This window comes from Reichenbachiella sp. (genome assembly GCF_965223055.1).
GTDB lineage: Bacteria > Bacteroidota > Bacteroidia > Cytophagales > Cyclobacteriaceae > Reichenbachiella.
Window position 1 is genome coordinate 680,832 of record NZ_CBDCVM010000011.1, and the last position, 24,649, is coordinate 705,480.

Here is a 24,649-nt window from a genome sequence, read left to right on the forward strand (position 1 = left end):
ATAACTTAAAATTCACCTAATTGAGTTTAACTTTAAATTAGTGTAAAAATTGCAATTCAGAATCACAGAAAAATACAACTCCATTTTTCCAAGAATGCAGTAAAAAACACCTCAATCAGCAGGGAGAAAGAATGCCTTATTTGTGCTTGAGCTTTGCGCGAAGAACGTAGTTGATATCCTCCCCTGCCAGGTCCGGCACCACCAGATTGTCTTCAGTTTCAAATCGTCCTTCGATAGCATACCTGTGATCTTCTGATTCGCCATAGATGAAGTATCCAGATATGATGGACTCATTTATTCTGATCTCCGCTTTAGCCATGTATTGGTTTGCTCCCATGTGCTTACCTTCATGCGCACGCATCACAATCACCTGATCATGATATTCGTCCAAGTTGAGGTACACCCTTCTTGTCACTTCAAAAATGGGTAGTACATGAGCCGTAAACTCCAGAGATTCTAAATTTTCCTCCGCCAGTTGAAAGTCCACAAAATGCCATTGGGTAAACACCATCAACGGATCATTTTTTCGGTTAAGCGTAAGCTCTCCTGTTGGGTCTGTATTTCCAAAGCTTGCAAAACTGATGAGTAATAAAGCGGCTCCAATTAGTCCAGCAAGGGTAACTCTTAATAAGGTATGTAGATATTTCATCGCATGTAGATTTAAAGTCTACTGCAAGGTAGAATCACGCCGAACTGCCTTCAATCCGTATTTTCACGCAGCCCAAAATGCATTATTCACTTAAGAAGACCCTCTTTACACGCTGACTCACATTCGTCAAAATCTCGTACGGAATGGTCTTGATCCATTCCGCCAACTCGCTAATACTGGGTTTTTCGCCAAAAACGACTACTTCATCGCCGGATTTCACTTCCAAACCTGTGACGTCGACCATGGTCATATCCATGCAGACATTACCGATGGTGGGTACAAGTTGGTCGTTGATCATCATTCTCCCAACGCTATTGCCAAAAGCACGCAAATAGCCATCTGCATAGCCAATAGGGATGATGGCGATCGTTGTATCGGTCTTGGCAAAGCCACTTCTTCCATAGCCTATGGACTCCCCGGCTGCAATTTTTTTCACTTGTGAAACATTGCACTTGAGTGAACTGACAATTTTCAATTGACCCTGTTCGGTCTGTGTAGGATCAAAACCATGTAATCCAATCCCCAATCTTACCATATCAAAATGCAAATCTGAGTAGTTCGCAATTCCTCCGGTGTTGACCAGATGTCTCATCGGTGTGTACCACAAATTTTCCATAATGGATTGGCTCATTCGTTCGAACCGTTCTCCTTGCTGCTTGGTATAATCTTCATGTCGTGGGTCTTCGCTGCCGGCCAAGTGACTAAAAATACTTTTTACTTTCAGCTGCTTGTTGAGTTTGAGCTGCTCAATGAGCCGCTGCAAATTGCTCTCGGTAAAACCCAGTCGGTTCATACCTGTTTCCAACTTGATATGAATGGCAGGCAGATCCTGCATGTTTTCATAATAATCCAGAAAATCTATCAACTGATCCAGGCTATAAATTTCCGGTTCAAGATTATACTCTTTCAACAGCCTAAAGGAAGTCGGCGACACATTCATGATCATTATTGGAATGTGAATGCCATTTTTTCGCAGCTCAACCGCTTCATCTGCATAGGCTACGCCCAAATAATCTACTTTGTGAAACTGCAGTAAGTTGGCTATTTCAAAATTCCCCCCTCCATAGGCCAGGGCCTTCACCATCACCATTATCTTAGTTTCAGGCGCTAACTTGCTTCTGTAGTAATTGAGATTATGAATGAGGTTCTCGAGATTCACTTCCAATATGGTACCGTGGGCTTTTTGCTCCATACTGTTTACAATCAGCTCAAACTCAAAATCTCTGGCACCTTTCACTAATACGATTTCGTCATTTGGCGAATAACCCGCCTTTAAGAATTCTTCTGTAGTCTGATAGAATTTGGACGGAATGTGAAACTTGGTGCTCGACTGATTGATCTCTTTTCCAATACCTACAAACTTTTGAATATTGTGTTTTTGGAGCAATTCACTCACTCGCTGATACAAAGCATCACTCGACAAACCGGTTTGATACAAGTCTGATAGGATGACTGTTTTCTTCGATCGTTGATTTTGTCTGGCCAGAAAATCTAGCGCAACCTCCAGGCCATACAAGTCATTGTTGTAGGTATCATCTATCACATACGACCGATTGATCGCCTGTTTCATCTCCAGCCTCATCTTGATAGAGGACAGCCGATTCAATCGAAGCTGAATAAACTCCTGATCGTATCCCAAAACCACAAGCATGGCTGCACAATGCAGAATGTTCTCCACTGACGCTGGGTCATCATATTTTAAATAAAAAGTCAAAGAGCTGTTCAGCACGTCCAGTACATACTTTTTTCCTCTTTGCTCCGTAACTTTCCATGGAATGAGTTGAGTAGAACTAGAGACTGTTTCAGCAAGTGCCTTTCCTACCAATTCATGTTTGGCACAAAAGACTACTTTTTGACAATTGCTAAACAACTTGGCCTTCTCCTTTGCCTTTTCTTCTAAGTCCTTGAAGCCTGCATTGTGAGCCTCTCCAATATTGGTGAAAATCCCTAGCGTAGGTTTAATCACTTGCTCCAATCGTTGCATCTCTCCTACTTCAGAAATACCTGCTTCAAAGATTCCCAAATTGTGATGATCACCCATGGCCCAAACTGAAAGCGGCACACCCAATTGTGAGTTGAAACTTTTCGGACTTTTTACAATATCAAATTGATCGTCAAGCATCTGAGCCAGCCATTCTTTGACAATGGTTTTTCCATTACTTCCGGTGATTCCTATTACGGGATAGTTGAATTCTGCTCTATGTGTTTTTGCAAGCCCTTGCATGGCTGCAATGGCGTCCTCCACCAAAAAATAGGAGGCATCAGCTTTTAGTTTTACCTCTTTTTCAATCACGAAAAGTCTTACCCCTTTATCATACGCATCGTTGATAAACTGGTGACCATCGTGATTCCGACCGGCAATGGCAAAAAATACAACCCCAGAGCGAATAGAAATCTGACGCGAATCAAATGCTAATCCCTGAATTTGAATATCCAATGGGAGCTGTAGCATTTTCCCTTTACAACTCTGACTTAATCCACTAAACTTCATAGAAACACAAAATATTTAAATGATTATATCAACCACCATCGAGGACTCGACAAGCGACCTAATTTACGTACAATATTTTACAAAAATGGTATCGAATATTTTCATCCTTTTCGCTTTTGAGTTATTTCAATTCGATTAACTTGCAAAGTTTAGTCCATTAAGAATTATCGTTAAATTGACCTTTTGCATTCGTCAATATGAAAGTATCTCCTAGTCAACCTTTTCAAATTATTTACACCCTATTTGAGCATCAATACCTGGGGTATCTGTTCGAGTCTTTTGTGATTCAGCTCGATGGAGAAGGAAGGCTTACTTTCTCCCATCAAAACATTTCAGCGAAAAACGCAGAAGAGTTTGATAAGGGGCTTGATGAAAACGACTATGAGTTGATAAAACTGATGGATTCCATGCAACCGGACGTGGTGGCCAAGAAATATGACAGGAAGAAATCCAAACCCGATGACTTCTTTTTGAAATGTTTCGACGAACAATCGGGTGACGAACATGCGCAACAAGAAATCAAAAACTATGTAGAGCGCAGACGAGCCAAAATTATGCCTTTAATGCATGGCAAGCGCTTATTCGAAATGGGCAATGACGGAGAGCCCGCCTGGAAGGAAATTGAGGTACTCAATGAAAAAGCCACAGTGCTTTTTCACTTTAGAAGAAACGAAGAAAATACGCACTACTTCCCCACTATAAAATATGGTGACGAGAAAGTGGAATTTCAGTATAAAGGCGCCTACATCCTATGCAACGATCCTGCTTATATAGTGGTGGAAAACAAGCTCTACAGTTTTCAGAAAAATGTAGATGCCAACAAAATCAAACCATTCCTTAAGAAGAAATTTATAGCCATACCAAAGAAAATAGAAGACAATTATTACCACAAATTTGTCGCTCCTCTGGTGGCTTCTTTTGACGTATATGCAAAGGGTTTTGACATCAAAACTGAGACCTCAGAGGTTAAACCTATGCTATATTTTTCTGAACTGGCATCGAATGGCAATTCGATGGAGTTATTTGATTCCAATGGTAACGGAACAGTTGAAGTGGAATCAAAGATCCTGTTCGAATTGAAATTCAACTACGGTGATCATCACTACAGTGCTGAACACATGAAGGAAGTGAGTGTGCATGTAGAAAAAGAAGACGATAATTACACTTTCCATAGAATAAAGAGGAATCTGGATAAAGAGAAAAAATTTGTTTCCTTCCTTTCTGATACTGGACTTCCTTTGAAGCATGCCCGGTCTACCATGGAAACGGCCAAAGCATTTTCCTGGATTCAGAGCACCAAAAAACTCCTAGAAGATTCTGGTATAACGCTCCAACAAAACGGCAAAGGCGAAAAGAAATACTTCTTGGGTAAGTCTGAAATGACGGTTCAAATCAAAGAAAACATTGACTGGTTTGATATTCACGCGGTTATCAAATTTGGGGAATTCGAAATTCCATTTCACATCATCAGAAACTATATCCTCAAAAAGAAGCATGAAATAGAATTGCCTAATGGAGAAATAGCCGTTATTCCAGAAGAGTGGTTTACACAATATTCAGAACTGATGGCCTTTGCAGATGTCGGAGAGGAAGAATCTCTACAACTTCAGAAACATCACATCTCCCTAGTCAAAGACTTGGATGAGTCCAACTTGGCCCACCTCCAACTGACAAACAAACTAGAGAGGTTGAGAGATTTTGACTCTATTGAAAATTATGATATTCCAGCTGGATTCAAAGGAGAACTTAGACCTTACCAGCGTGCCGGCTTCAACTGGATGAAATTTCTGAATGAATACCGATTGGGCGGATGTTTGGCTGATGACATGGGTCTTGGTAAGACTGTACAAACCTTAGCCCTACTGCAATCCGTGCATGAAGGAGAAGACAATGGCACGAGTCTATTGGTGATGCCTACTTCGCTGATCTACAACTGGGAGAAGGAAGCTGAAAAATTTACCCCTGCATTAAAAATTCTGAATTACACTGGTGTAAAGAGAAACAAGGACACCAAACGATTCGCCAACTATGATATAGTCATTACCTCCTATGGGCTGATCAGGCAAGACATTGATTTATTGGCTGACTTTCATTTCAATTACATCATATTGGATGAATCGCAGGTAATCAAAAATCCGGAGTCTAATATTTCGAAATGTGTAAGGGACTTGAACTCGTCTTACAAATTAATTTTGACTGGTACGCCAATTGAGAACACTACCATGGATTTGTGGTCGCAGATGACTTTCCTAAATCCAGGTCTGCTGGGCGCCAAATCGTTCTTCAGAAATCAATTTCAACAACCCATAGAGAAGAAAAACGACGAAGAGAAAACCAAGAAGCTCTATACCATCATCAAACCGTTCTTACTGAGAAGGCACAAGTCTCAGGTGGCTACTGATCTTCCTGAAAAGATAGAAAACGTACGCTACTGCACGATGTCCGAGGCGCAGGAAGAAGCTTACGAAAAAGTGAAATCAGCCTACCGTGACAAAATCATGGAGGAAATCGAGACGGGTGGCATCGGCAAATCTCAGTTCATGATATTACAGGGACTGACCAAGTTGCGCCAGATTGCTAACCACCCCTATTTGGCTGACGAAGACTATAAAGAGGATTCAGGAAAGCTGGAGGATATCAGCTATATGCTGGAAAATGCCATCAATAAGAATCACAAAATTCTAGTGTTCTCACAGTTTGTGAAACATTTGAAAATTGTATCAAATTATCTGGAGGAACAAAATATCAAATACTCCTATTTGGATGGCAGTACGAAAGACAGGCAGAAAGAAGTTGAGAATTTCCAAAATGATAAGAGCATTCAGGTATTCTTGATTTCGCTGAAAGCAGGTGGTTTAGGTCTAAACCTTACCGAAGCAGAGTATGTCTTCCTACTCGATCCATGGTGGAATCCAGCCATAGAAGCTCAAGCTATAGACCGAGCGCATAGAATCGGTCAGAAAAACAAAGTATTTACCTACAGATTCATTACAAAAAATACGGTAGAAGAGAAAATTTTGAAGTTGCAACAAAGCAAGCAAAAGCTGGCTGACGATTTGATCACTACTGAAGAGAGCTTTGTGAAGACACTGACCAAAGATGATATCGCCGGACTATTGGATTAATCCTCAAAGGCAGCAGCAAACATAAATGTGCTGGCGTTTTTTATTCTTTGACTTGGGTAAATCCCCTGAGCAATTATGATCATTTTATACGCTTCCTTATGATCATTTGTGTTGAATTGTTTTAGCGCCTGATTGTAATAATGAAGACCAGCGAGCTGTCGAAGGTTTACCACGTTGTCAATATAAGTGACTCCCTGCTGAGTCTCTTCATTACTGGACAACCCAGCCATGTTCAATTCGGTATTGATTCTTAAAGATTCTTGATTTACAAAAGCTCTTCGCTCAGCTATTTCCTTCGCATCCCAGGCAAAACCAGCCAAGGCATCAGTAGACTCAAACAAGTATTCCTTACCTCCGGCAAAAGCCATCAAATACACGTGGTAATCTGTTTCGTGAACCTGGTAATCAATACCCAAATCGTCTAAGATCAAAGCATATAGTGCCGTACCTGTAACGCAATCGTATTTCTTTTCTTTCTTAAAAATATCACTGAATGTCACATATTGTTCATACTCACCGAGCATTTTTCGATGGACAGTGTAAAAAACTTGCTTTAGAAATAAGACATCAGATTTTGACGAAGCTTGCTTTTCTCTAAACTTGTTGAGCATTGTCGCATAGCGCTCCTCGTAGGATTTTACCTCCTCTGCATCCAGGTGGTCAAATTCAGATCGGATGAATAGTCCCAACTTTGTATCATTGGATAGATACTTATCTCCTGTAGCCTGCGAGATAGTCGCGTGCAAGGTGAAAAGCATCAATCCGATCAGGATTTTTTTCATCGTGTTTATTGAATTTTCTTAATGTTAATCCAATGTTACGTAATTGTTAACAAACAAACTAATGAAAATGAGCTATTGGTGATAATCAGCCAGGATTTTGGCAGAATATTCATGGTCATTGCCTAAACAAATTCTATATGTGGTTTGTCTTCATTATCTTTCTTGGCTACTTATTAAACAAACATCTCTATGTCCAATCAGTTTCAGTCCCAATTTGATAAGCAAAAATCCAGAAGTCTGGAGCTTCGAACAGAACCCATTGAGCACCGAAGAAAAAGACTGAAAGCCTTAAAAACCTGGATTTTGAACAATAAAGATATAATCCAAGAGGCCCTGCATAGAGACCTCAGAAAATCAGCAACCGACACTGACATCTCTGAGATATTTACCGTCACCACAGAAATCAACGATGCGCTGAGCCACCTCCACCAGTGGGCGCGGCCACAGCGAGTCTCTCCCGGACTCACCTATCTCGGAACCTCAGGCAAAATCCAACCGGAACCCAAAGGCGTTTGTTTAATTATTGCGCCATGGAATTTTCCTTTCAATCTGATAGGTAGCCCGCTGGCTTCTTGCCTTGCGGCAGGAAATACGGCCATTTTAAAGCCCTCGGAAAATACACCTGCCACTTCTCAACTGATCAAAGAAATGGTAGAAGAGGTATTTGAGCCGGATGTGGTAACAGTGATAGAAGGTGCCATACCTGAAACTACTGCTTTGCTTGAATTACCATTTGATCACATCTTCTTTACGGGCAGTACCAATGTAGGAAAAATCGTCATGGGCGCCGCTGCCAAGAACCTAAGTTCTGTCACGCTGGAGCTGGGTGGCAAGTCTCCGGTAATTATTGACGAAACCGCCAATGCAGACGATGCCGCTCGCAAAATTGTCTGGGGCAGATTCACCAACAACGGCCAGACTTGTATTGCTCCGGATTACATTTTCATTCATGAAAATGTAAAAGACAAGTTCGTAGCCTCGGCCAAAAAATACGTGGCCCAACTCTTTGACAGCAAAAGCGAAGGCATGGAAAATACCAGTGATTATTCCCGTTTGGTCAATGTGAAACATGCGAGCAGATTAGTAGAAATTCTGGAGGAAGCCAAAAACTCAGGCGCCAACATCGAGTTTGGTGGTCAGCACAATGCAGAAGAGAAATTTATCGAACCGACCTTACTTTCTAATATAGATGAATCCAATCGTATTTGGCAGGAAGAAATTTTTGGTCCCATCATGCCCCTGAAAGTGTATGACGACATCAATCAGGTAGTTGATCATATCAATCAAAATGACAAACCCCTATCGCTCTATCTTTTTTCCAAAAGTGGAAAAATGAAAAAGCGAATCACTCAAGCCACCTCGGCTGGCTCCATGGTCATCAATGATGTGGTGGTGCAATACGCTCATCCTAATTTACCTTTTGGTGGAGTGAATCACAGTGGCATAGGTAAGTCTCATGGCAAATACGGATTTCTGGAATTCTCCAATCAAAAGTCTGTCCTCAGTCAACGCATAGGCTTAACGAACGCCTTACTTTTCTACCCTCCATTCAATGGATTCAAAAAATGGGTGGTCAATTTTTTGATAAAGTGGTTCTAAAAGGTGACGTACATCAGTTCTAGATAGCCATATTTGTCATAGGATAGCATCCATTGATTTCACATCTTTAATACATGAATGTGAGAGTCAAATTTTTGGGAGGCGCCCGATCTGTGACCGGATCAAAATATTTGTTGGAAATCGACAAATTCAAAATACTGTTGGATTGTGGGCTTTTTCAAGGACTGAAAGAACTTCGCCTTAGAAACTGGGATAAATTCCCACTTGATCCTGCCACCATAGATGCCGTAATAATTACGCACGCCCATATTGATCATTCAGGATACTTACCGTTGCTGGTAAAGGAAGGGTTTACCGGCCCAGTATATTGCACGGCTGCAACGGCATCACTTCTCGAAATTTTACTTAAGGATGCAGCCAAACTACAAGAAGAGGAAGCTGAATTTGCTAAAAAGAAAGGATACTCCAAACACAATCCACCCAAACCTTTATTTACCATAAGGGATGCAGAACAGGCACTCGCTTTGTTAGAAAGTGTAGCATATAAAGATACTTTGTCTATCATTCCTACAATCCAGGCTACATTTTTTGATGCTGGACACATCCTGGGGTCTAGCATTGTATCTCTGGACATACTAGGACCTATTCAAAAAAAGACCATCGTTTTCTCTGGTGATTTAGGGAGATACGATCAGCCGTTGCTGTACGACCCTACCGCCATAAAACATGCTGATGTATTGTTTGTGGAGTCGACGTACGGCGATCGCATGAATGAGGAAGATTCAACTGAAACTAGGTTGGCTCAAATAGTCAATGAAGCCTTTGAACAAAAGGGTTGTTTGCTCATTCCTTCGTTTGCTGTGGGTAGAACACAACTCTTGCTTTATTATTTTCATCACTTGCTGGAAAAGAAACTTATTCCTGATTGTAAAGTGTACATAGACAGTCCCATGGCCATCAATGCCACTTACTTACACAAGAAACATAGAAAAGACCACAAGTTGAGCGTAGGTAAAAATGAACATGCATCTATTTTTGATGACGGTCATTTTCAATATTATAAATCTCAAGAATCATCCAACAATCTGAATAACATTGAAAAAGGAGCCATAATTATTTCTGCAAGCGGCATGTGTACCGGCGGTCGAATTCTTCACCATCTATTTCATCGGCTTCCAAGAAAAAATGACACTCTACTCTTTGTTGGGTATCAAGCCATAGGCTCAAGGGGTAGGAAAATCCTGGAGGGAGATGAAACATCCAGAATTTTTGGATTGGAAGTCCCAATCAAATCTCATATAAAATACTTAAATGGACTATCCGCTCATGCTGACCAATCTGAGCTCATGCAGTGGGTAAGTCAAATCAGTCGACCACCGAAATATACTTTTGTGGTTCATGGCGAACCGGATAGTGCTAAAACCTTTGCCAATAAGATAAGCAGTAGTTTGGCTTGGTCTAATGTTATAGTTCCCCAGTATCTTGAAAGCATCGAGCTCTTTCGCGGCATCTAATTATAGCAATAGGATCATGCAGGGTTGCCGCAGTTATCCTATGGTTAAATGATCACGATTTGGCCTAGTGATGGAAGAAAATACAGGAGATCTTATTGTTTTGATTTGGCCGAAATTTTCCTAACTCCTATTGCTAGGATGACTCCATAGATTATACATAAGATTGTTGCCAATTTGTACTTTTGGTCAGGATGAAAAATAAAAATATAACCGAACACGAGTCCAAAAACCAGAGACATTATCCCACACCAAGCGATAAGAATATATTTATACTTTTCTTTCATCTGTAGCATTAAACGAGGTTCGTCGGATCTAAGAGCTTGTCATACCTTCAGTGCTTCTAACCAATAGACATTCTCATTTCCACCATATGTTTTTTAAATCCGGCTTTTTCATAAGCGCGAACGGCAGGGTCATTGTCATCGTATACCTCTAATCTGATTTCGTTGATTCCTAGAGCCTTACTCCAACTTTTTAATTCATCCAATATTTGGCTGATTAGGCCTTTGCCTCTATAATCGGGCATTACAAACATAAATCCCAGATAGGCATACCTCGCATGTTTGAAAAAATCTTTGGCTTCAATAATATTGGCATAACCAGACGCGACTATCTTCCCCTGATCCTCTGCCACTACCACAGAGGCACGATCTGATTCGACCAGTTCCTTCAAATCATAATAATTAATAGGATCAGCCTTTAATGTTGGGTCGAATGGTCTTTCAGCTTTGATGATGCCTTGCTCAAATTCGTATAATATGGGTAAGTCACTTTGAGTTGCCGGTCGGATAGAAATGTTTTTCACTTTGTACTTTTTGATGTCTCTTGATTACGCCCGACAGACGATTTTAGTTATTCTTTTCTCTCGTAGATCAATTTTCCTCTTTTGTCCCATTCACGAATGATGTACGGACGAAATTCATCATCAAATGGGTCTTTGGAGTAAACGATTTCACGCTTCCTTCTATTCCTTATATCATAGTATTCTCGCCAAAGGCCAACCTTATGATCGAAGTGATACTCTCCTACAGCAGCCAGATTTCCACTTTTGTGAAAGGCATAGTAATTACCCTCCTTCTCCCCAAAATGTACTGGGATGATTTCTTCCAGTTGCTTTTTCTCTTTGTTGTGGTAAGCCACCAAAGACTCTTTTGGCCATCCTTTGTAGTACTTCTCTTTGGTCTGTAGAATGTTGTGCTTGTTCCAGGTAGACCATCGACCATGTTTGGTACCCATATAGAATATGCCTTCCTCAATCACCTGATCACCCAACATCTTTTTGTACGGCCCATGTAATATGCCAGCATTGTCTTTATTTATTTTTCGAGATCTGATGATCTTTCTTTTTCTAAAATCATACCAATAGATGTCTCTGACATACGGCAAAGGGTCTTCATAAACTTTGAGCACCGTAAATAACTCCGTGACGGTATTTCCTCCAAAGCCTTGTCTGGTAAATCCCTTTCTGGTCTTTTTCCCATAAAAGACATTCCGCTTCGGTTTCTTCTTCTTGGGCTCAAGTATACTTTCCAAGTCCGTAGCATCGAGATCTACCGTCAGTGGTTTTTCATACTGAGATTCAAAATCATCTTCAGTATAATCCTGCGACTTCGCTTTAAATGTGAATCCTGCAAGGAAAATTAAAAGACAATATGATAAGAAGCTTTTGAACATAATTTTTGAACGACAATCGATTTCATTCATTGCCAAATTCAAAGCTATAAAGATGTGTGTAAATAAAAAACCTCTGAGCTATTGACTCAGAGGTTTATATCTATCTAAAATAGGTCTAAGACCTGGAAATTATTCTGCGCTGATAGCGACAGATCGCTTGATGAAACTAGTCAAAGCAGAGCCTTCCAACAATCCTTGTGAAAGCAAGGCCAAGTCATAAGCCTGACGAGCCAATTGTTCCTTGTTTTCAGCTTTCTTGGCTTTCAAGATCTTAGAAACCAATGGATGATTAGCATTTATCGCAACGGTATACTGATCTGGCATATCACCCATCATCATCATACCGCCTCCGCCTTGCTTCTGCATATCCTTCATTCTTCTCATGAATTCAGGCATGGTCACAATTACAGGCATTTCATCCGGTGATAGTGACTCTACATTTACTGTAGAATTTTTATCGTCTATCGCCTTTTCGAAAAGATCCTTTGCAGTTTCTTTCTCCTTGTCTGAAAGCACAGACTCTACTTTTTCGTCTTTGTCAATCAGTTTATCCGCGGTTTCAGCGTCAACACGCTTAAGCTGTGTTTTCTCTAGTTTATGCTCCAAAGTGCCTATGAAGTGGCTATCCAATGGCCCATCAAATTTCAGCACGTCGTATGACTTGTTTTTCACAGACTCAATGAAGGCATGCTGCTTAGCAGGCTCAGTAGCATACAGATACACCAAATTGTCATCTTTATCTTTCTGAAGCGCTGATGTCTTCTCTTTGTATTCATCGAAAGTAAAGAACTCATCGTCTGTATTCTGCAACAAGGCGAAGTCTTTAGCTTTGTCATAAAACTTCTCATCGCTCAACATACCATACTTCACGAACAATCCAATGTTTTCCCACTTGTCTTCGAAAGCTTTTCTGTCTTTCTTGAACAATTCGTTCAATTTGTCCGCTACTTTCTTAGTGATGTAAGTATTGATTTTCTTCACCGCACCATCAGCCTGTAAGAAACTTCTCGACACGTTCAAAGGAATATCAGGTGAATCAATCACACCATGAAGCAACATCAAGAATTCAGGCACTACATCTTTTACCTCATCAGTGATAAACACTTGACGAGAATACAATTGAATTTTGTTCTTCTGCAGTTCTAGCTCATTCTTCACTTTCGGGAAGTAAAGGATTCCCGTCAAATTGAATGGGTAATCTACGTTCAGGTGAATCCAGAAAAGTGGCTCTTCTGACATCGGATATAGCTCTCTGTAGAAAGCTAAATAATCTTCATCTTTCAACTCCGATGGAGACTTCGTCCAAAGCGGCGTTGGGTTATTGATAATGTTGTCCTTCTTGACCGTCTTGTATTGAGGCTTACCATCTTTGTCTTCGCCGTCAGGTACACTTTCGTCTTTCTGTCCAAACTTGATCTCAACAGGCAAGAATTTACAATACTTTGAAAGGATGCCTTGAAGTCTGGCTTGATTCAAGAATTCTTCAGATTCTTCATTGATATGAAGAATGATATCTGTTCCTCTTTCTTTTCTTGTACCCGCAGTGATTTCGAACTCAGTACTACCATCACAAATCCAGTTGGCAGCTTCAGAACCTTCTACGTGAGAAAGCGAGTTGATCTCCACTTTATCGGCCACCATAAAGGCAGAGTAGAACCCCAACCCAAAGTGTCCAATAATTTGCTGTTCGTCTCCTTTGTCTTTGTATTTCTCTACAAACTCAGTGGCGCCTGAGAAAGCAATTTGATTGATGTACTTTTTGATGTCATCTGCGGTCATTCCAATACCTTTATCAGAAATCGTGATGGTCTTTGCCTTTTCGTCGAAGCTTACGTCAACAGTCAAATCGCCAAGCTCGCCCTTGTACTCACCCATGCCCGAAAGCTGCTTCAATTTTTGTGAAGCATCTACTGCATTGGATACTAATTCTCTTAAGAAGATCTCATGATCTGAATAAAGAAACTTCTTGATGATGGGAAAAATATTCTCGGTGTGAATCGAAATATTACCTTTCTCTTGCATGATATATTTTTATTTAATGAATTAAATTTTGATCGGATTGCTCCGGTGCTGGGGTCTAATCAAATGCCATTCCAAAGCCTATAAAAAAGAAATCCGCGACAGAATGTCAGCGGATTAGGATTTTTTGACAGTTTTCAACTGCCTAACTTTTCCAAAGTTTAGAACTTTGGAAAAGTTCATAGAGCTATTTATCGAATACGATCAGCAGACCTTACCAGTTTCTCATCCCTACGGATAAAACGATTGGAAAGTAAATTGAACAACAAAGCTGATACTCCTAGATAGAAAGCAAAGAGGTAATTGCCTTGTTGAGTCGGGGCAATCATACGCTCGGCCTGATAAACGTGATAAACTATGAGTCCCATAACTCCACCCATAAAAAGAGAGTTTAATGCACCGAGCTTCATCTGAAGTAAACGATTTTCATATTTGAAAATTGAATAAAGTGCTACTCCCGCTGCCAGGATAGCCAGGATAGCTATATAGAAAGTTTGGCCTTCAGCAATCACAGCTATTTCTCCAGTTTCGATGTCCTTTTTGGTATGTGAGAATTTCAAAACGGTCAATTCTACCAACTCATTTTTCTCACCATCTAATTTATTCCAAATCGGAAAAAACAGCATGGTAACCATACATGCCGCTACGCCAAATAGAAATATAGATTGAATTCTTTGTATCATAAGATTTTAATATTTGGGCAAAAGTAGAGAATTGTTTCTCAAATTATGGACTTGAAATTAGAATTTGCTCAGTCTATCGAAAGTTGCGATTTTGTAGATTCTTCTTTCGAAACTTGCTCTTTTTGTTCTGTTTTAATCGCTTTAGCCATCAAGCTTTCATTTTTGGCTTCATCCAAATTACTTAGATATTCATTGATTCTAGCCCGTATTTCCTGAGTAGACAAGTTATACTCAAACTCACCACTTCTGGCAGTCGTCAACTGACCTGTTTCTTCGGAAACAATGACAACCAGGGAATCTGTAGTTTCGGACATACCAAGCGCCGCTCTATGACGAAGACCAAACTGGGCTGGAATATCGTCACGCTCCGAAACTGGTAAAATACATCGTGCAGCTACAACTCTATTGTCATTGATAATAATTGCCCCATCATGAAGTGGCGACAACTTATTGAAGATTGCTAAAATCAACCTTTTGGAAATCTTGGCTTCCAATCGATCACCAGAGTCAGCAAAAAATTTCAATTCAGAGCTTCTTGAAAATACGATTAATGCTCCAGTATTAGAACCGGCCATATTCTTGATCGCATCTATAATCGGTGTTACATCCAAATGGTTTTTGTCATACTTCTCTTGCCAAAATTGCTGGACATTTTTTAGGATATTGCCTTCTTCAAAAACGGTAGTTTTTCCTAGTAGCAATAAGAATTTTCTGATTTCCTGTTGGAACAAAACGATTACAGCAATAACCCCTACTCCCATGAACTGACCAAGTATGATACTGAGGAGTTCCATATCCACAGCCTTTACCACCAGGTAAATCAAATAGAGAAACAAGAAACCAAGAAAGATCTTTATGGCCACGCTTCCTTTCATCAACTTATATACATGGTATAAGAAAAAGCTGACGAATAGGATATCGAAGACATCTACCCATCCTATTTCTAAAAACCCTATTTGAAATCCTAATATCATGCGTAACTTTTTGTCATTGCTTCGAACAGCTTAATAGTCTCTTTGGCTTCCTTTACATCGTGTACTCGCAAAATAGAAGCTCCATGCATTAAACAAGCCATATTTAGTGCTGTCGTACCATTGAGCGCTTCGTCCGGCGTGGTTCCCAATTCTTTAAATATCATCGATTTGCGAGACACACCGCACAGCATAGGCACTTCCAAAATTTTCAGTAAGTCCAACTTATTTAATAACTCAAAACTTTGCTCTTTAGTTTTTGCAAAGCCAAAACCTGGATCAATGATAATATCCTTGACACCCCGACTTCTTAAGGTTTTGAGCTTGGCATTAAAATAATCAATAATCTCCGAAACCATGCGATCATAGTCAGTAAGATTGGCCATGGTCTGTGGATTACCCTTCATATGCATCATGATATAGGGTACATTCATTTCAGCCAATAGGTCGAACATTCCCGTATCCAGATTTCCACTAGATATATCATTGACTATACATGCACCATGCTCTAGAGCCCCTTTGGCCACTGTAGCTCTAAATGTGTCTATAGAAATAATTGATTCTGGGAAATGCTTCAAAATACTATCGATACCATCGACTGCTGCCTCCCATTCCTCTTTCATGGGTATATCTGTGGCACCTGGGCGACTGGAGTAAGCCCCAACATCCAATATATCCACACCTTCCTCCACCATTTTTTCTACTTTCATCAACAAATCTTTGTCAGATTTGATTTTTCCACCATCATAAAAGGAATCAGCCGTAAGGTTTATAATTCCCATCACCCTGGGTGAGGACAAGGCCATCAAATTTCCTTTTACATTTATGAATTTAGAAGCTGTCATTAATTTCTGAAATAATTTGTTGCCAGCTATTTACGCCTTAATTTTAGCCGTTCATTACAATAAAATCAGACAAAATAGTGGAAGAAAAAACGGTAGGCGAATATACTGAAGTTATAAAGGCTTGTAAAGACATTTTTGAAAAGAAAACCAAGGACTACGGCACAGCCTGGCGGATTTTGAGAGCTTCATCTTTGACTGACCAGATTTTCATAAAAGCTAAGCGTATCCGCTCGATTCAGGAAAAAGGAGAACAAAAAATTCAGGAAGATATTGCCGGAGAATTCGTGGCTATTATCAACTACTGTATTATGGCCATTATGCAGGTAAGAATGAATGGAGATGAAGGTATGGAAATTCCGTACGAAACACTAGAACCGATGTACACTGGCATAGCAGAAGAGACCAGAGATCTTTTGGCCAACAAAAATCACGACTACGACGAAGCATGGCGTGATATGAGAGTATCGTCGATGACAGATATTATTTTAATGAAAATTTTACGAACCAAGCAGATAGAGGACAACCAAGGTAAAACTTTGATTTCTGAAGGTGTAGAAGCCAATTATCAAGATATGATTAACTATTCTGTTTTTTGTTTGATTTTAATGGGGTTTACTAACCAACAATAACTCCAATTGTTAAATACTTGTTATTGACCAAGCGCTAAAAAATAACATACAGATACTTCACTATTTTTAGGACCCAAAACAATCAGCACATGAAACTAGCATTGAACCTTGTAAGATATTTCGTTGGGGGATTATTCATTTTTTCAGGATTGATCAAAGTGAATGATCCGGTAGGAACGGCGATCAAAATGGAGGAGTACTTTGAGATATTTTCTCTTGAGATTGCCAATTTCTTCCACTTATTTGTTCCGATTGCTCTTCCGATATCCATATTTATGGTGGTCCTAGAAGTGGTACTTGGAATTGCTTTGATTATCAACTACAAACAGAATTGGACACTGAAAGCCCTATTGGCAATCATAGTATTCTTTACCTTTCTCACTGGGTGGTCGGCTATTACCAATAGCGTTACAGATTGTGGATGTTTTGGTGATGCCATCAAGCTTACCCCATGGGAGTCCTTCATCAAGGATATTGTACTGCTGGTCATGATTATATTCTTATATCTCAGCCAGCATGATCCGCAAACTGAAGCTGAGGAAAAGCGAGGCCATTTTATAGTGGGTGGGTCGCTTGCACTCTCTTTAGGGTTAGCACTTTATGCTGTAGCTCATTTGCCATTTATCGATTTCAGAGCATATAAAATTGGCAATCATATACCCACAGAAATGCAGCCATCAGCTGAATACATCTATGAATATGTAATGGAAAAGGACGGAGAAGAATTCAAATTTGAATCTTACCCTACAGACCCTGCCTACAAATTTGTCGCGATGAATCATTTGAATCCAGAGGCCGCTCCCAAAATCACGGATTTTGGCGTTTGGAATGACGACGGAGACTTCACTTCAGAAGTCTTTGAAGGCAATAAACTTTTTGTGATTTTGTATGATGTGACCAAAACAGAAAAATCCAGTTTATTAGATGTCAACAACTTAATCAAGGCACTAGGCAACAAAATAGAAATCTATGCCTTGACCGCCTCGGATGGCTCTACATTCGAAGAATTCCAGCAAGAAGTGGCGCTAAACATTCCATATTATTACACAGATGCCACGGTATTAAAAACGATCACTCGATCGAATCCCGGATTGTGGATGCTATCCAATGGAACTGTAAAAGGCAAATGGCACTATAATGATGTACCGAATTATAGTGAGGTTTTGGATTTGGTGAAGTAGAAAAATTGATTAATTTATACGAATGAAATCATCCAAAATAACTCTTTCATTGTTTGTTTTTCTCATGTCCTGTGATGGCTTTACCTGGCTGCCTAATCAGAACACAGTGCAGGTGGGTCAGCCTGTAGAAAAAAAGGACGGACTTGTAATAACTAAGCGAAAAGATGGTAGTCTCTATTCTGAAATCAACTACAAGGCTGGTCTAAAACATGGAATTTCAAAGAGCTATTCTAAAAATGGCTCGCTTCATTTAGAAATTCAATATGAAAACGGAATGAAAAACGGAACTTCAAAGTTGTTTTACGAATCTGGTAAAGTAAGAAGAGAAACCACCTATAGAGATGACAAAAAAGAAGGCCCGAGGACGTCCTTTTTTACAAATGGCAAGATCTCATCCACAATTTCTTACAAGGAGGATCTGCCCGGGGCTGACTTGAAAGAATTCTTAAAGTCAGGAAAAGAAGTTTCTTCTTATCCAGAACTAAAATACAAAGTAGTAGACCGGCTAGATACTCATGGCGAATATTTGGTGAAATTTTATTTTACAAAAGATAACAAAAGAGCCGATTTTTTTATTGGAGAATTAGTGGAAGGGAAATTTTTCAACGAATACTCCCTGAGTAAGATTCCAGAAGTCAACTATGAAGGCACTTTGATTTATCGACCATATGTTGGTGAATTTATTATGAAAAAAATCCCAGTTGTAGGGCGAGTTAAAACCAAGCGTGGGAATTACTTGTACCGGAATTTGACTTTCAACCTAGCCATTGAAGGCTAATAGTTCACAGCTCTCATTCTACTTTTTAATTCTTGATTATAAGGAGCATACGTCATTCCCTTTTTTAGTACTTTCCTGGCAGATGTATATTGACCTCTCTTAAAGTAATAAACAGCTAATTGAGAATATGCATGACCAATCAACTGATCATCAACTTGAAAAAATGGGTTTGCATCATAGAGACTTTCAAATTTTTCTTTGTGGTAATTCCCATCTCCAAACTTGTTCTCCTTGTAATACTCAGCCATACAGATAAGGTTCATATTTAAAAATAAGCCGCCAAATTTATTGTTCTCAAGAAGAGTCTCATGATTTTGCACTAAGCTATCCAGCATTGAATATGACTCTACTCGATCCCTAGAATATTGTAGATACTGACCCAGTGTAGATAGAAAAAGTGATTCAGCATCAATATTCTTTGGCTTTAACTCATAGGCACCTTCAGCATAACCAATTGCAGCTCTGTACCTACCTCGATTATGCAGTAGCCTGGCTCTCTCATAGTTATATGCAAAGCTAATTTCACTTTTTAATTTCTCTCTTTTGATTTGGTCAAGTAAGAGTTCATAACTCTTTTCATATAAAACAATATCTCTCTTTTCAACCAATTGATAGTTAGTCAATCTTAAAAATTCATTTTTTAGTTCTACATCACCAATTTCACTCTCGCTATATCGGGACAAGCCACTAATCAAAGCCACATCTTCCAAGTTTTGATAATTTGTCTTACTTGCCAGAACCCCTAAAGTGGCCAACAGCATGTCTTTTACCTTTTCGTTCGGGTACAGTAAATAACACTTCTTAAACGAATTGGCTGCTTCCTGATAAGCCTCTTCCTGAAACTTGTAAATACCATCATTCCAATATTGAACTCCAATCAATTCTTTCAAAGACAAACTCACATCCGTGAAATAATATTTTTCAAATAAATCTTCAACATCCGTACTTCTATATTCTTGTTCATCTATAAGCTTTGCCGCTTGTAGTTGCTTTATAAAATGAGATTTAAAATTCTTGCTAAACTTATTAAATCGACCACTTGGATCTGTGGTTTCTATTAAATACTGATTGCCATCAGATTCTAAGACAATGTAAACATGTGTTGGTGTTTCTTTAATGGAATAATCTATACCCAACTCGTCAAAGACCAATGCATATATCGCACATCCTGATACACAATTGTAAGTACCGTCGGTAAACACTTCATTGAAATATTGATGTAATTCATACTTTCTGAAGAATCTTTCGTGCACGTGATCATAAACCTCCTTGTAGTATTTAATTTTTCCTGATCCAGTTGGCTTATTGGTTCTTTTGAGCTGTCCTATTTCATTTGTAAACATCATTTTATCCTGAGCAACGGAACTGGGGTCTGACTCCAAGTTTATTGCCATCAATGATTCAAAATAGACCTCTTCTCCTTTAAGTAGTTTTAGGTACTGTTTTTTTTCATACTCTGAAGAAAAATTTAAATCGCTTATTAGAACTAAACTGTCAGTTTGAGAATAGAGAAAATTGCTCAATGACAATAACAAGGGAAGAAAAATTAGTAGAAAGAGATTTTTCATAAAATACGATTGCGCCAACCACAATGCTACTAATTAATATTTTCTAAACATTATTTCACTAACTAAATATCTATGAAATTAAGATTACCTTTCAATGGTCAGCCGCTGAATCACCCTTTGATGATCAATAATAATTTTTATAAAATATAGACCCGCTTTTAAATGATTTAGGTTGATCTGACCCTCTTGCCCACTTTGATCATATACAATCGTGCCTTGTAGATTCATGATCTGTACAAGATCAACCTGACCATCAGATACAATATCCAATATTCCCTGACTTGGATTTGGATAAATCACGATCTGAGTTCCTTTGTTTGATGTTACCATGAGTGTTTCCGAATACTCAAACTGACCATCGTAGTCTACTTGCTTTAGGCGATAATATGCCACACCAGCATTTGAATAATCGGTAAAACTATACGACTGCATTTCATTGGTAGTACCCACACCATCAACCTTACCAATTCTTTTCCAATCTTTATTGTCGATGGATCTCTGTACTTCAAAGTAGTCGTTATTGAGTTCGCTGGCAGTTCTCCATGAGAGGTTTACTCCATCCAGTATTGATAATGCCTCAAAAGAAATAAATTCTACTGGCAAAGGATTATTCCCATTTGTGGATGCTAGCGTAAAAAAATCAAATGCACTGACGCCAGATGCCGTTACCTCCCCAGCCGTGGTGTTACCAGAAGTTGACCCTCCCAAATTTTCCCATTGGGCTCCACCCCAATTCGTAACAATCAAACTAGACAAATCATCCACTTGACTGGCAGCGTTCCATGACAAAGTCACATCCACTGTCGGAGTGCCATTGGTTGCGCTTACATCCCAATATTCTAAGGAGCTAATATGATCTATCGTCCCAGCCTTGGTATCTGGATCATAAGTAGCTCCCGGATTCGAAGGAAAGTACTGTGCTTGTATTGCATCTGTATCTGTTCCGGCAGCAGAGATAGATAGTGGTCTATATGTAGTTCCACTTCCTATAGGAAACACGAAAGGATCTGCATCATTCCCCACTTTCTCTACAGCGCCGGTAAAAAAACTTATATCGCTAGAACCCGACACACTTGAGGCATCACCAAAAGAAAGAACCTCACCCGCTTGAGGTACAACTATACCATCAGTAAAAGTGGCCGCTCCACCAATGTTCATATTGTCATTCAATAAAAATCCCGCAGAGTTGTCCAATACTAAACCATAGGTGTCAATATCATTTCCTCCTAAATCCAAGCTTTGTGCTGCCGATCCATTAAAGGTAAAAATTCCTTGCTGGGGCTGTAGGGTAGCGGTTCCTGCTCCTGAAAGATTTCCTTGTAATGAAATGCTATAATTGTTCGTGCCATCAAAATCGAGCGTGTTGGCATCACCAATAGTAAGGTCTCCTCGAACATCAATGTTTCCATCCAGGATTTTTGTTCTCATCACTCCTGAGGCATTGGTTAAGACCAGATTGGCATAGCTCGCGTCTCCTCCACCATTCAAATCTTTGATGGTTTGATTGTCGTTCTGGCCAGAAGCGTACGTGATTGTAGAATTCGCATCGAGACTAAAGCCATCATGCCCAGTTGGAAACTGACTGGTTGTTGTTTGTGTCCCTATCGTTAGTGATGTATTGGCTTGCATGGTTATGGTTTGACCGGCTGTGCCAGTTATTTGAAATCCATTATCTGCAAAGTCATTGTAAATTTGAATTTGAAATGCTCGATTGATACCGATAGCGCCTTGTAAAGTTTTGGTTCTTGAAGTTGATCCTCCTCCACTGATAATAAGTAGGCCATAATCAAACCCTCCTGCTACATCTTGATTTATTCTTGAATTATACTCTACTCTACTGTTGTTGCCTAATGAAACATTGCCCGGTAGAAAGTTAGTTGGGAAATTGGTAGCGATTGCTGTTGTGCCCAGACGCATTCTAGTACCGTTAGCTGCTGATAACGTGCCCGTGGCATTTCCAATAATCTGAAATCCATCATCGTATAACCTTCCAGTTGTTAGCGTCAAGTTATTGTTAACAGTCAAACTTGCCAAAGGTCTAACAATACCTGTAGCCCCACTAGAAGCCCTATCTATAATCAAATCATAAAAGGCACTACTACCAGGATCTATATCCTGGTCCAAGCTCGTGTTTTGACCATCGAAAGTCACCGACCCAGTTCCAGCGTTAAATGTACCTCCAGCAGCCACGGTCCAATTGTTTTCTATGGTGATGTTATTAGCGCCTACACTCAACGTACCATTTGTAATAGTCAGGTCGGAATCATCACCATTGATATCCATATCATCAAGTAGATCCCATGTCCCTCCGCTAAAATCAAAATTGATATCACCATTGAAAGATCCGCCATTCAGGGTTAAATTATTCGTCGCTACAGATGTCATCGTGAACGTCGTTGAGCCTGTAAAGCTGTTGGTGATGTCTGAATCAAAAGTAAAGTCTCCAAAAACAATTAACTCATTATCCGCGGCTCCGGTCCATTCGGCTGCAGTATTCACAGCAGACCAGTCTATATTATTCACAAATGCCTGATCTAAATCCATATTGAATGTGGGGTCTGTACCGGAGAAAGAAATTGCATCAAAAATCACATCATCATATGGACCAGGAATACAGGAACCTGAATTTCTAGGCAGGTTTGGATCTGTGGACCAGCTGGTCACATCAGACCAGTCACCAGAATTGATCTGACGCCAATATAAAGTAGTGGGAGAATGACTACTATTGAATGTGATGCCTGCATTGTTTCCATCATCAATTCCTCCCGTTTCGGTAAGGTTTGTACTGGTCACATTGATGTCTCTGATAAAATTACTAGCAATTGATTGTGCACCAGAGAAACTTACATCGGCCTGCACTCCTGGAGCGTTAGATTTGATAATTCTCCAATCTGAACAACTGCCTGATGAATTCAGATTGCCACTAAAACTGGCAGTACCGGTACTATTAAATTCCAATATGTTAAAATCGCTCAAAGTAAGATTGGCCAGAGATACGGTCTGTGTGCCATTGTTGAAAGTGAGTTCTGCTGAAGATCCGCAGCTTATGTCCCCAAAACTAAATGGTTCGTTTGCCCCATCGCCCACCTGCAATGAAGCACTGTTGCCTAATGTAACTAAACCCGTTATATCAAAACTTCCAGAGCCTGATTTACTCAAGCTGACCTCTGCACTAGCTGCGATTGTCATGGTGCCTGTAAGGTTCGCCTGTCGGTTAAAAGAAAGGGCAGCATCTCCATTAATTTGAATATTGCTACTCATCTCTATGTTTCGTGAAAACTCTATACCGCTTCCATTAGTGCTACCTACTATAAAATCTGTGCCTGTGTACTCTGCCTCCCTATAGGTTCTAAATCGGCTGTTATTGCCTAGGTCAATATTGCCCTGAAACCAAACATAATCATCTCTAATTCTGCCCCTACATCCATTTCCTGCCGTCAGCACACCGGTAATTACTTGTCCATCTCCAACACTGAATCCCGAACCGTCTGGACCCGCTATCTCGTAATTACAATTGTTTGGCAGCGTTATGTTGCCGAAAGTTTTAACGTTGGTATTCGAGCGGCCTCCTCCTAAATTGTCCTCGATGGTCAGATCACATCCATTAGTAGAAACCGTGATATCTCCGAAAGTAACACGGTCAACTGAGTTAGCCACTTCACCAGTATTAATCGTAATCAATCCTGTCGCATTTGGAAACTGCATTTCTGGAATAGTCCTGGCCACATCGCCCAGTTCTATGTTTACATCTGCGGCACTTGTGAAATCCCACAATCCAGTAAGACTTATTGCTACGTTGGAAGTAAGCGTGAGGTCTCCGGCGATAGTCACTGTGTGTGCCGCATCCTCTCCCAAAGTAGGATTATTCGTTACTCCTGTAAAATCTATATTGGCTGCAAAGGCCGCCTCGTCTATTGTTACAGTCTGAGAACCTGTGGTAAAGGAATTAGCATCGAAATAGACATTATCAGAAATTGTGGGTGAATTGGTATGAAAAGTCGTTCCCCCAGAAGTGGTTGCCCAATGGGTAGCAAATTCGCTCCAATTGCCTGCATCTCCCACCCAATAGAAGTCTAGGGCATACGAAAATGAAGTGTATATCAAATTGAGAATTAAGAATAATAGCCTTTTCATGTAGATGCAAATTTGGCAACAATATAGAGGTTGCACTAGTTGATTT

Annotated in this window: 17 protein-coding genes; 6 read left to right on the top strand and 11 right to left on the bottom strand. The window is 39.9% G+C overall.

From position 1 onward, the window contains the following. Nucleotides 1-136: 136 nt before the first annotated feature. Nucleotides 137-649: a hypothetical protein gene (locus ACOQO5_RS14260; RefSeq protein WP_420582358.1), complete on the bottom strand. Its 513-nt coding sequence runs from the start codon at nt 647-649 to the stop codon at nt 137-139. An 82-nt stretch (nt 650-731) separates the two neighbouring features. Beyond that, complete coding sequence (locus ACOQO5_RS14265; protein ID WP_420582359.1) at nt 732-3,140, bottom strand: bifunctional UDP-N-acetylmuramoyl-tripeptide:D-alanyl-D-alanine ligase/alanine racemase; 2,409 nt, start codon at nt 3,138-3,140, stop codon at nt 732-734. 197 nt (nt 3,141-3,337) lie between these two features. Here ACOQO5_RS14265 and ACOQO5_RS14270 point away from each other — a divergent pair, with 197 nt between their 5' ends. Further along, a complete protein-coding gene (locus ACOQO5_RS14270; protein WP_420582360.1) occupies nt 3,338-6,265 on the top strand; it encodes a DEAD/DEAH box helicase in 2,928 nt (975 codons plus the stop codon). On the opposite strand, the gene ACOQO5_RS14275 is transcribed toward ACOQO5_RS14270, so the two are convergent. After that, nucleotides 6,262-7,047 carry a hypothetical protein gene (locus ACOQO5_RS14275; RefSeq protein WP_420582361.1) on the bottom strand — a complete coding sequence of 262 codons (786 nt, stop codon included), beginning with the start codon at nt 7,045-7,047 and terminating at the stop codon, nt 6,262-6,264. The genes ACOQO5_RS14270 and ACOQO5_RS14275 overlap by 4 nt on opposite strands. Nucleotides 7,048-7,236: 189 nt before the next feature. On the opposite strand from ACOQO5_RS14275, the gene ACOQO5_RS14280 reads away from it, so the two are divergent. Both ACOQO5_RS14280 and ACOQO5_RS14285 read left to right on the top strand, forming a co-directional pair. Further along, complete coding sequence (locus ACOQO5_RS14280; RefSeq protein ID WP_420582362.1) at nt 7,237-8,646, top strand: aldehyde dehydrogenase family protein; 1,410 nt, start codon at nt 7,237-7,239, stop codon at nt 8,644-8,646. 74 nt (nt 8,647-8,720) lie between these two features. Further along, a complete protein-coding gene (locus tag ACOQO5_RS14285) occupies nt 8,721-10,121 on the top strand; it encodes an MBL fold metallo-hydrolase RNA specificity domain-containing protein (RefSeq protein ID WP_420582363.1) in 1,401 nt (466 codons plus the stop codon). 340 nt (nt 10,122-10,461) lie between these two features. Here ACOQO5_RS14285 and ACOQO5_RS14290 read toward each other — a convergent pair whose 3' ends face one another. The 6 genes from ACOQO5_RS14290 to folP form a co-directional block, all read right to left on the bottom strand. Next, the gene (locus ACOQO5_RS14290) at nt 10,462-10,926 is read right to left on the bottom strand and encodes a GNAT family N-acetyltransferase (RefSeq protein ID WP_420582364.1); all 465 of its coding nucleotides are present in this window, start codon (nt 10,924-10,926) and stop codon (nt 10,462-10,464) included. A gap of 47 nt (nt 10,927-10,973) precedes the next feature. Further along, on the bottom strand, nt 10,974-11,795 hold the full coding sequence (locus tag ACOQO5_RS14295; protein ID WP_420582365.1) for a toxin-antitoxin system YwqK family antitoxin: 822 nt from the start codon (nt 11,793-11,795) through the stop codon (nt 10,974-10,976). 129 nt (nt 11,796-11,924) lie between these two features. Further along, the gene (gene htpG / locus ACOQO5_RS14300) at nt 11,925-13,817 is read right to left on the bottom strand and encodes a molecular chaperone HtpG (RefSeq protein WP_420582366.1); all 1,893 of its coding nucleotides are present in this window, start codon (nt 13,815-13,817) and stop codon (nt 11,925-11,927) included. Nucleotides 13,818-14,005: 188 nt separating this feature from the next. Beyond that, nucleotides 14,006-14,497, bottom strand: coding sequence for a DUF4293 domain-containing protein (locus tag ACOQO5_RS14305; RefSeq protein WP_420582367.1), 492 nt, complete (start codon nt 14,495-14,497; stop codon nt 14,006-14,008). A gap of 68 nt (nt 14,498-14,565) precedes the next feature. Then, nucleotides 14,566-15,471: a diadenylate cyclase CdaA gene (cdaA, locus tag ACOQO5_RS14310; protein WP_420582368.1), complete on the bottom strand. Its 906-nt coding sequence runs from the start codon at nt 15,469-15,471 to the stop codon at nt 14,566-14,568. Then, complete coding sequence (gene folP, locus ACOQO5_RS14315; protein ID WP_420582369.1) at nt 15,468-16,313, bottom strand: dihydropteroate synthase; 846 nt, start codon at nt 16,311-16,313, stop codon at nt 15,468-15,470. Before folP ends, cdaA begins: the two co-directional genes overlap by 4 nt. 77 nt (nt 16,314-16,390) lie before the next feature. Between folP and ACOQO5_RS14320 the strand changes: the two genes are divergently transcribed. From ACOQO5_RS14320 to ACOQO5_RS14330, 3 genes are all read left to right on the top strand, one after another. Next, a complete protein-coding gene (locus ACOQO5_RS14320; protein WP_420582370.1) occupies nt 16,391-16,942 on the top strand; it encodes a DUF1599 domain-containing protein in 552 nt (183 codons plus the stop codon). Nucleotides 16,943-17,031: 89 nt separating this feature from the next. Beyond that, on the top strand, nt 17,032-18,123 hold the full coding sequence (locus ACOQO5_RS14325) for a BT_3928 family protein (RefSeq protein ID WP_420582371.1): 1,092 nt from the start codon (nt 17,032-17,034) through the stop codon (nt 18,121-18,123). 22 nt (nt 18,124-18,145) lie between these two features. Further along, entirely contained in the window at nt 18,146-18,901 is a 756-nt protein-coding gene (locus ACOQO5_RS14330; RefSeq protein WP_420582372.1) for a toxin-antitoxin system YwqK family antitoxin, read from the top strand. On the opposite strand, the gene ACOQO5_RS14335 is transcribed toward ACOQO5_RS14330, so the two are convergent. Continuing rightward, nucleotides 18,898-20,295: a hypothetical protein gene (locus tag ACOQO5_RS14335; protein WP_420582373.1), complete on the bottom strand. Its 1,398-nt coding sequence runs from the start codon at nt 20,293-20,295 to the stop codon at nt 18,898-18,900. The genes ACOQO5_RS14330 and ACOQO5_RS14335 overlap by 4 nt on opposite strands. Nucleotides 20,296-20,553: 258 nt before the next feature. Continuing rightward, nucleotides 20,554-24,603 (bottom strand): T9SS type A sorting domain-containing protein, encoded by a 4,050-nt coding sequence (locus ACOQO5_RS14340; RefSeq protein ID WP_420582374.1) that lies wholly within the window; start codon nt 24,601-24,603, stop codon nt 20,554-20,556. Nucleotides 24,604-24,649: the final 46 nt, after the last annotated feature.

Bases quoted from the DNA above. Each gene is read 5' to 3' on its own strand.
- ACOQO5_RS14260 (WP_420582358.1), bottom strand. From the start codon at position 649: ATGAAATATCTACATACCTTATTAAGAGTTACCCTTGCTGGACTAATT.
- ACOQO5_RS14265 (WP_420582359.1), bottom strand. From the start codon at position 3,140: ATGAAGTTTAGTGGATTAAGTCAGAGTTGTAAAGGGAAAATGCTACAG.
- ACOQO5_RS14270 (WP_420582360.1), top strand. From the start codon at position 3,338: ATGAAAGTATCTCCTAGTCAACCTTTTCAAATTATTTACACCCTATTT.
- ACOQO5_RS14275 (WP_420582361.1), bottom strand. From the start codon at position 7,047: ATGAAAAAAATCCTGATCGGATTGATGCTTTTCACCTTGCACGCGACT.
- ACOQO5_RS14280 (WP_420582362.1), top strand. From the start codon at position 7,237: ATGTCCAATCAGTTTCAGTCCCAATTTGATAAGCAAAAATCCAGAAGT.
- ACOQO5_RS14285 (WP_420582363.1), top strand. From the start codon at position 8,721: ATGAATGTGAGAGTCAAATTTTTGGGAGGCGCCCGATCTGTGACCGGA.
- ACOQO5_RS14295 (WP_420582365.1), bottom strand. From the start codon at position 11,795: ATGTTCAAAAGCTTCTTATCATATTGTCTTTTAATTTTCCTTGCAGGA.
- htpG (WP_420582366.1), bottom strand. From the start codon at position 13,817: ATGCAAGAGAAAGGTAATATTTCGATTCACACCGAGAATATTTTTCCC.
- ACOQO5_RS14305 (WP_420582367.1), bottom strand. From the start codon at position 14,497: ATGATACAAAGAATTCAATCTATATTTCTATTTGGCGTAGCGGCATGT.
- cdaA (WP_420582368.1), bottom strand. From the start codon at position 15,471: ATGATATTAGGATTTCAAATAGGGTTTTTAGAAATAGGATGGGTAGAT.
- folP (WP_420582369.1), bottom strand. From the start codon at position 16,313: ATGACAGCTTCTAAATTCATAAATGTAAAAGGAAATTTGATGGCCTTG.
- ACOQO5_RS14325 (WP_420582371.1), top strand. From the start codon at position 17,032: ATGAAACTAGCATTGAACCTTGTAAGATATTTCGTTGGGGGATTATTC.
- ACOQO5_RS14330 (WP_420582372.1), top strand. From the start codon at position 18,146: ATGAAATCATCCAAAATAACTCTTTCATTGTTTGTTTTTCTCATGTCC.
- ACOQO5_RS14335 (WP_420582373.1), bottom strand. From the start codon at position 20,295: ATGGCAATAAACTTGGAGTCAGACCCCAGTTCCGTTGCTCAGGATAAA.
- ACOQO5_RS14340 (WP_420582374.1), bottom strand. From the start codon at position 24,603: ATGAAAAGGCTATTATTCTTAATTCTCAATTTGATATACACTTCATTT.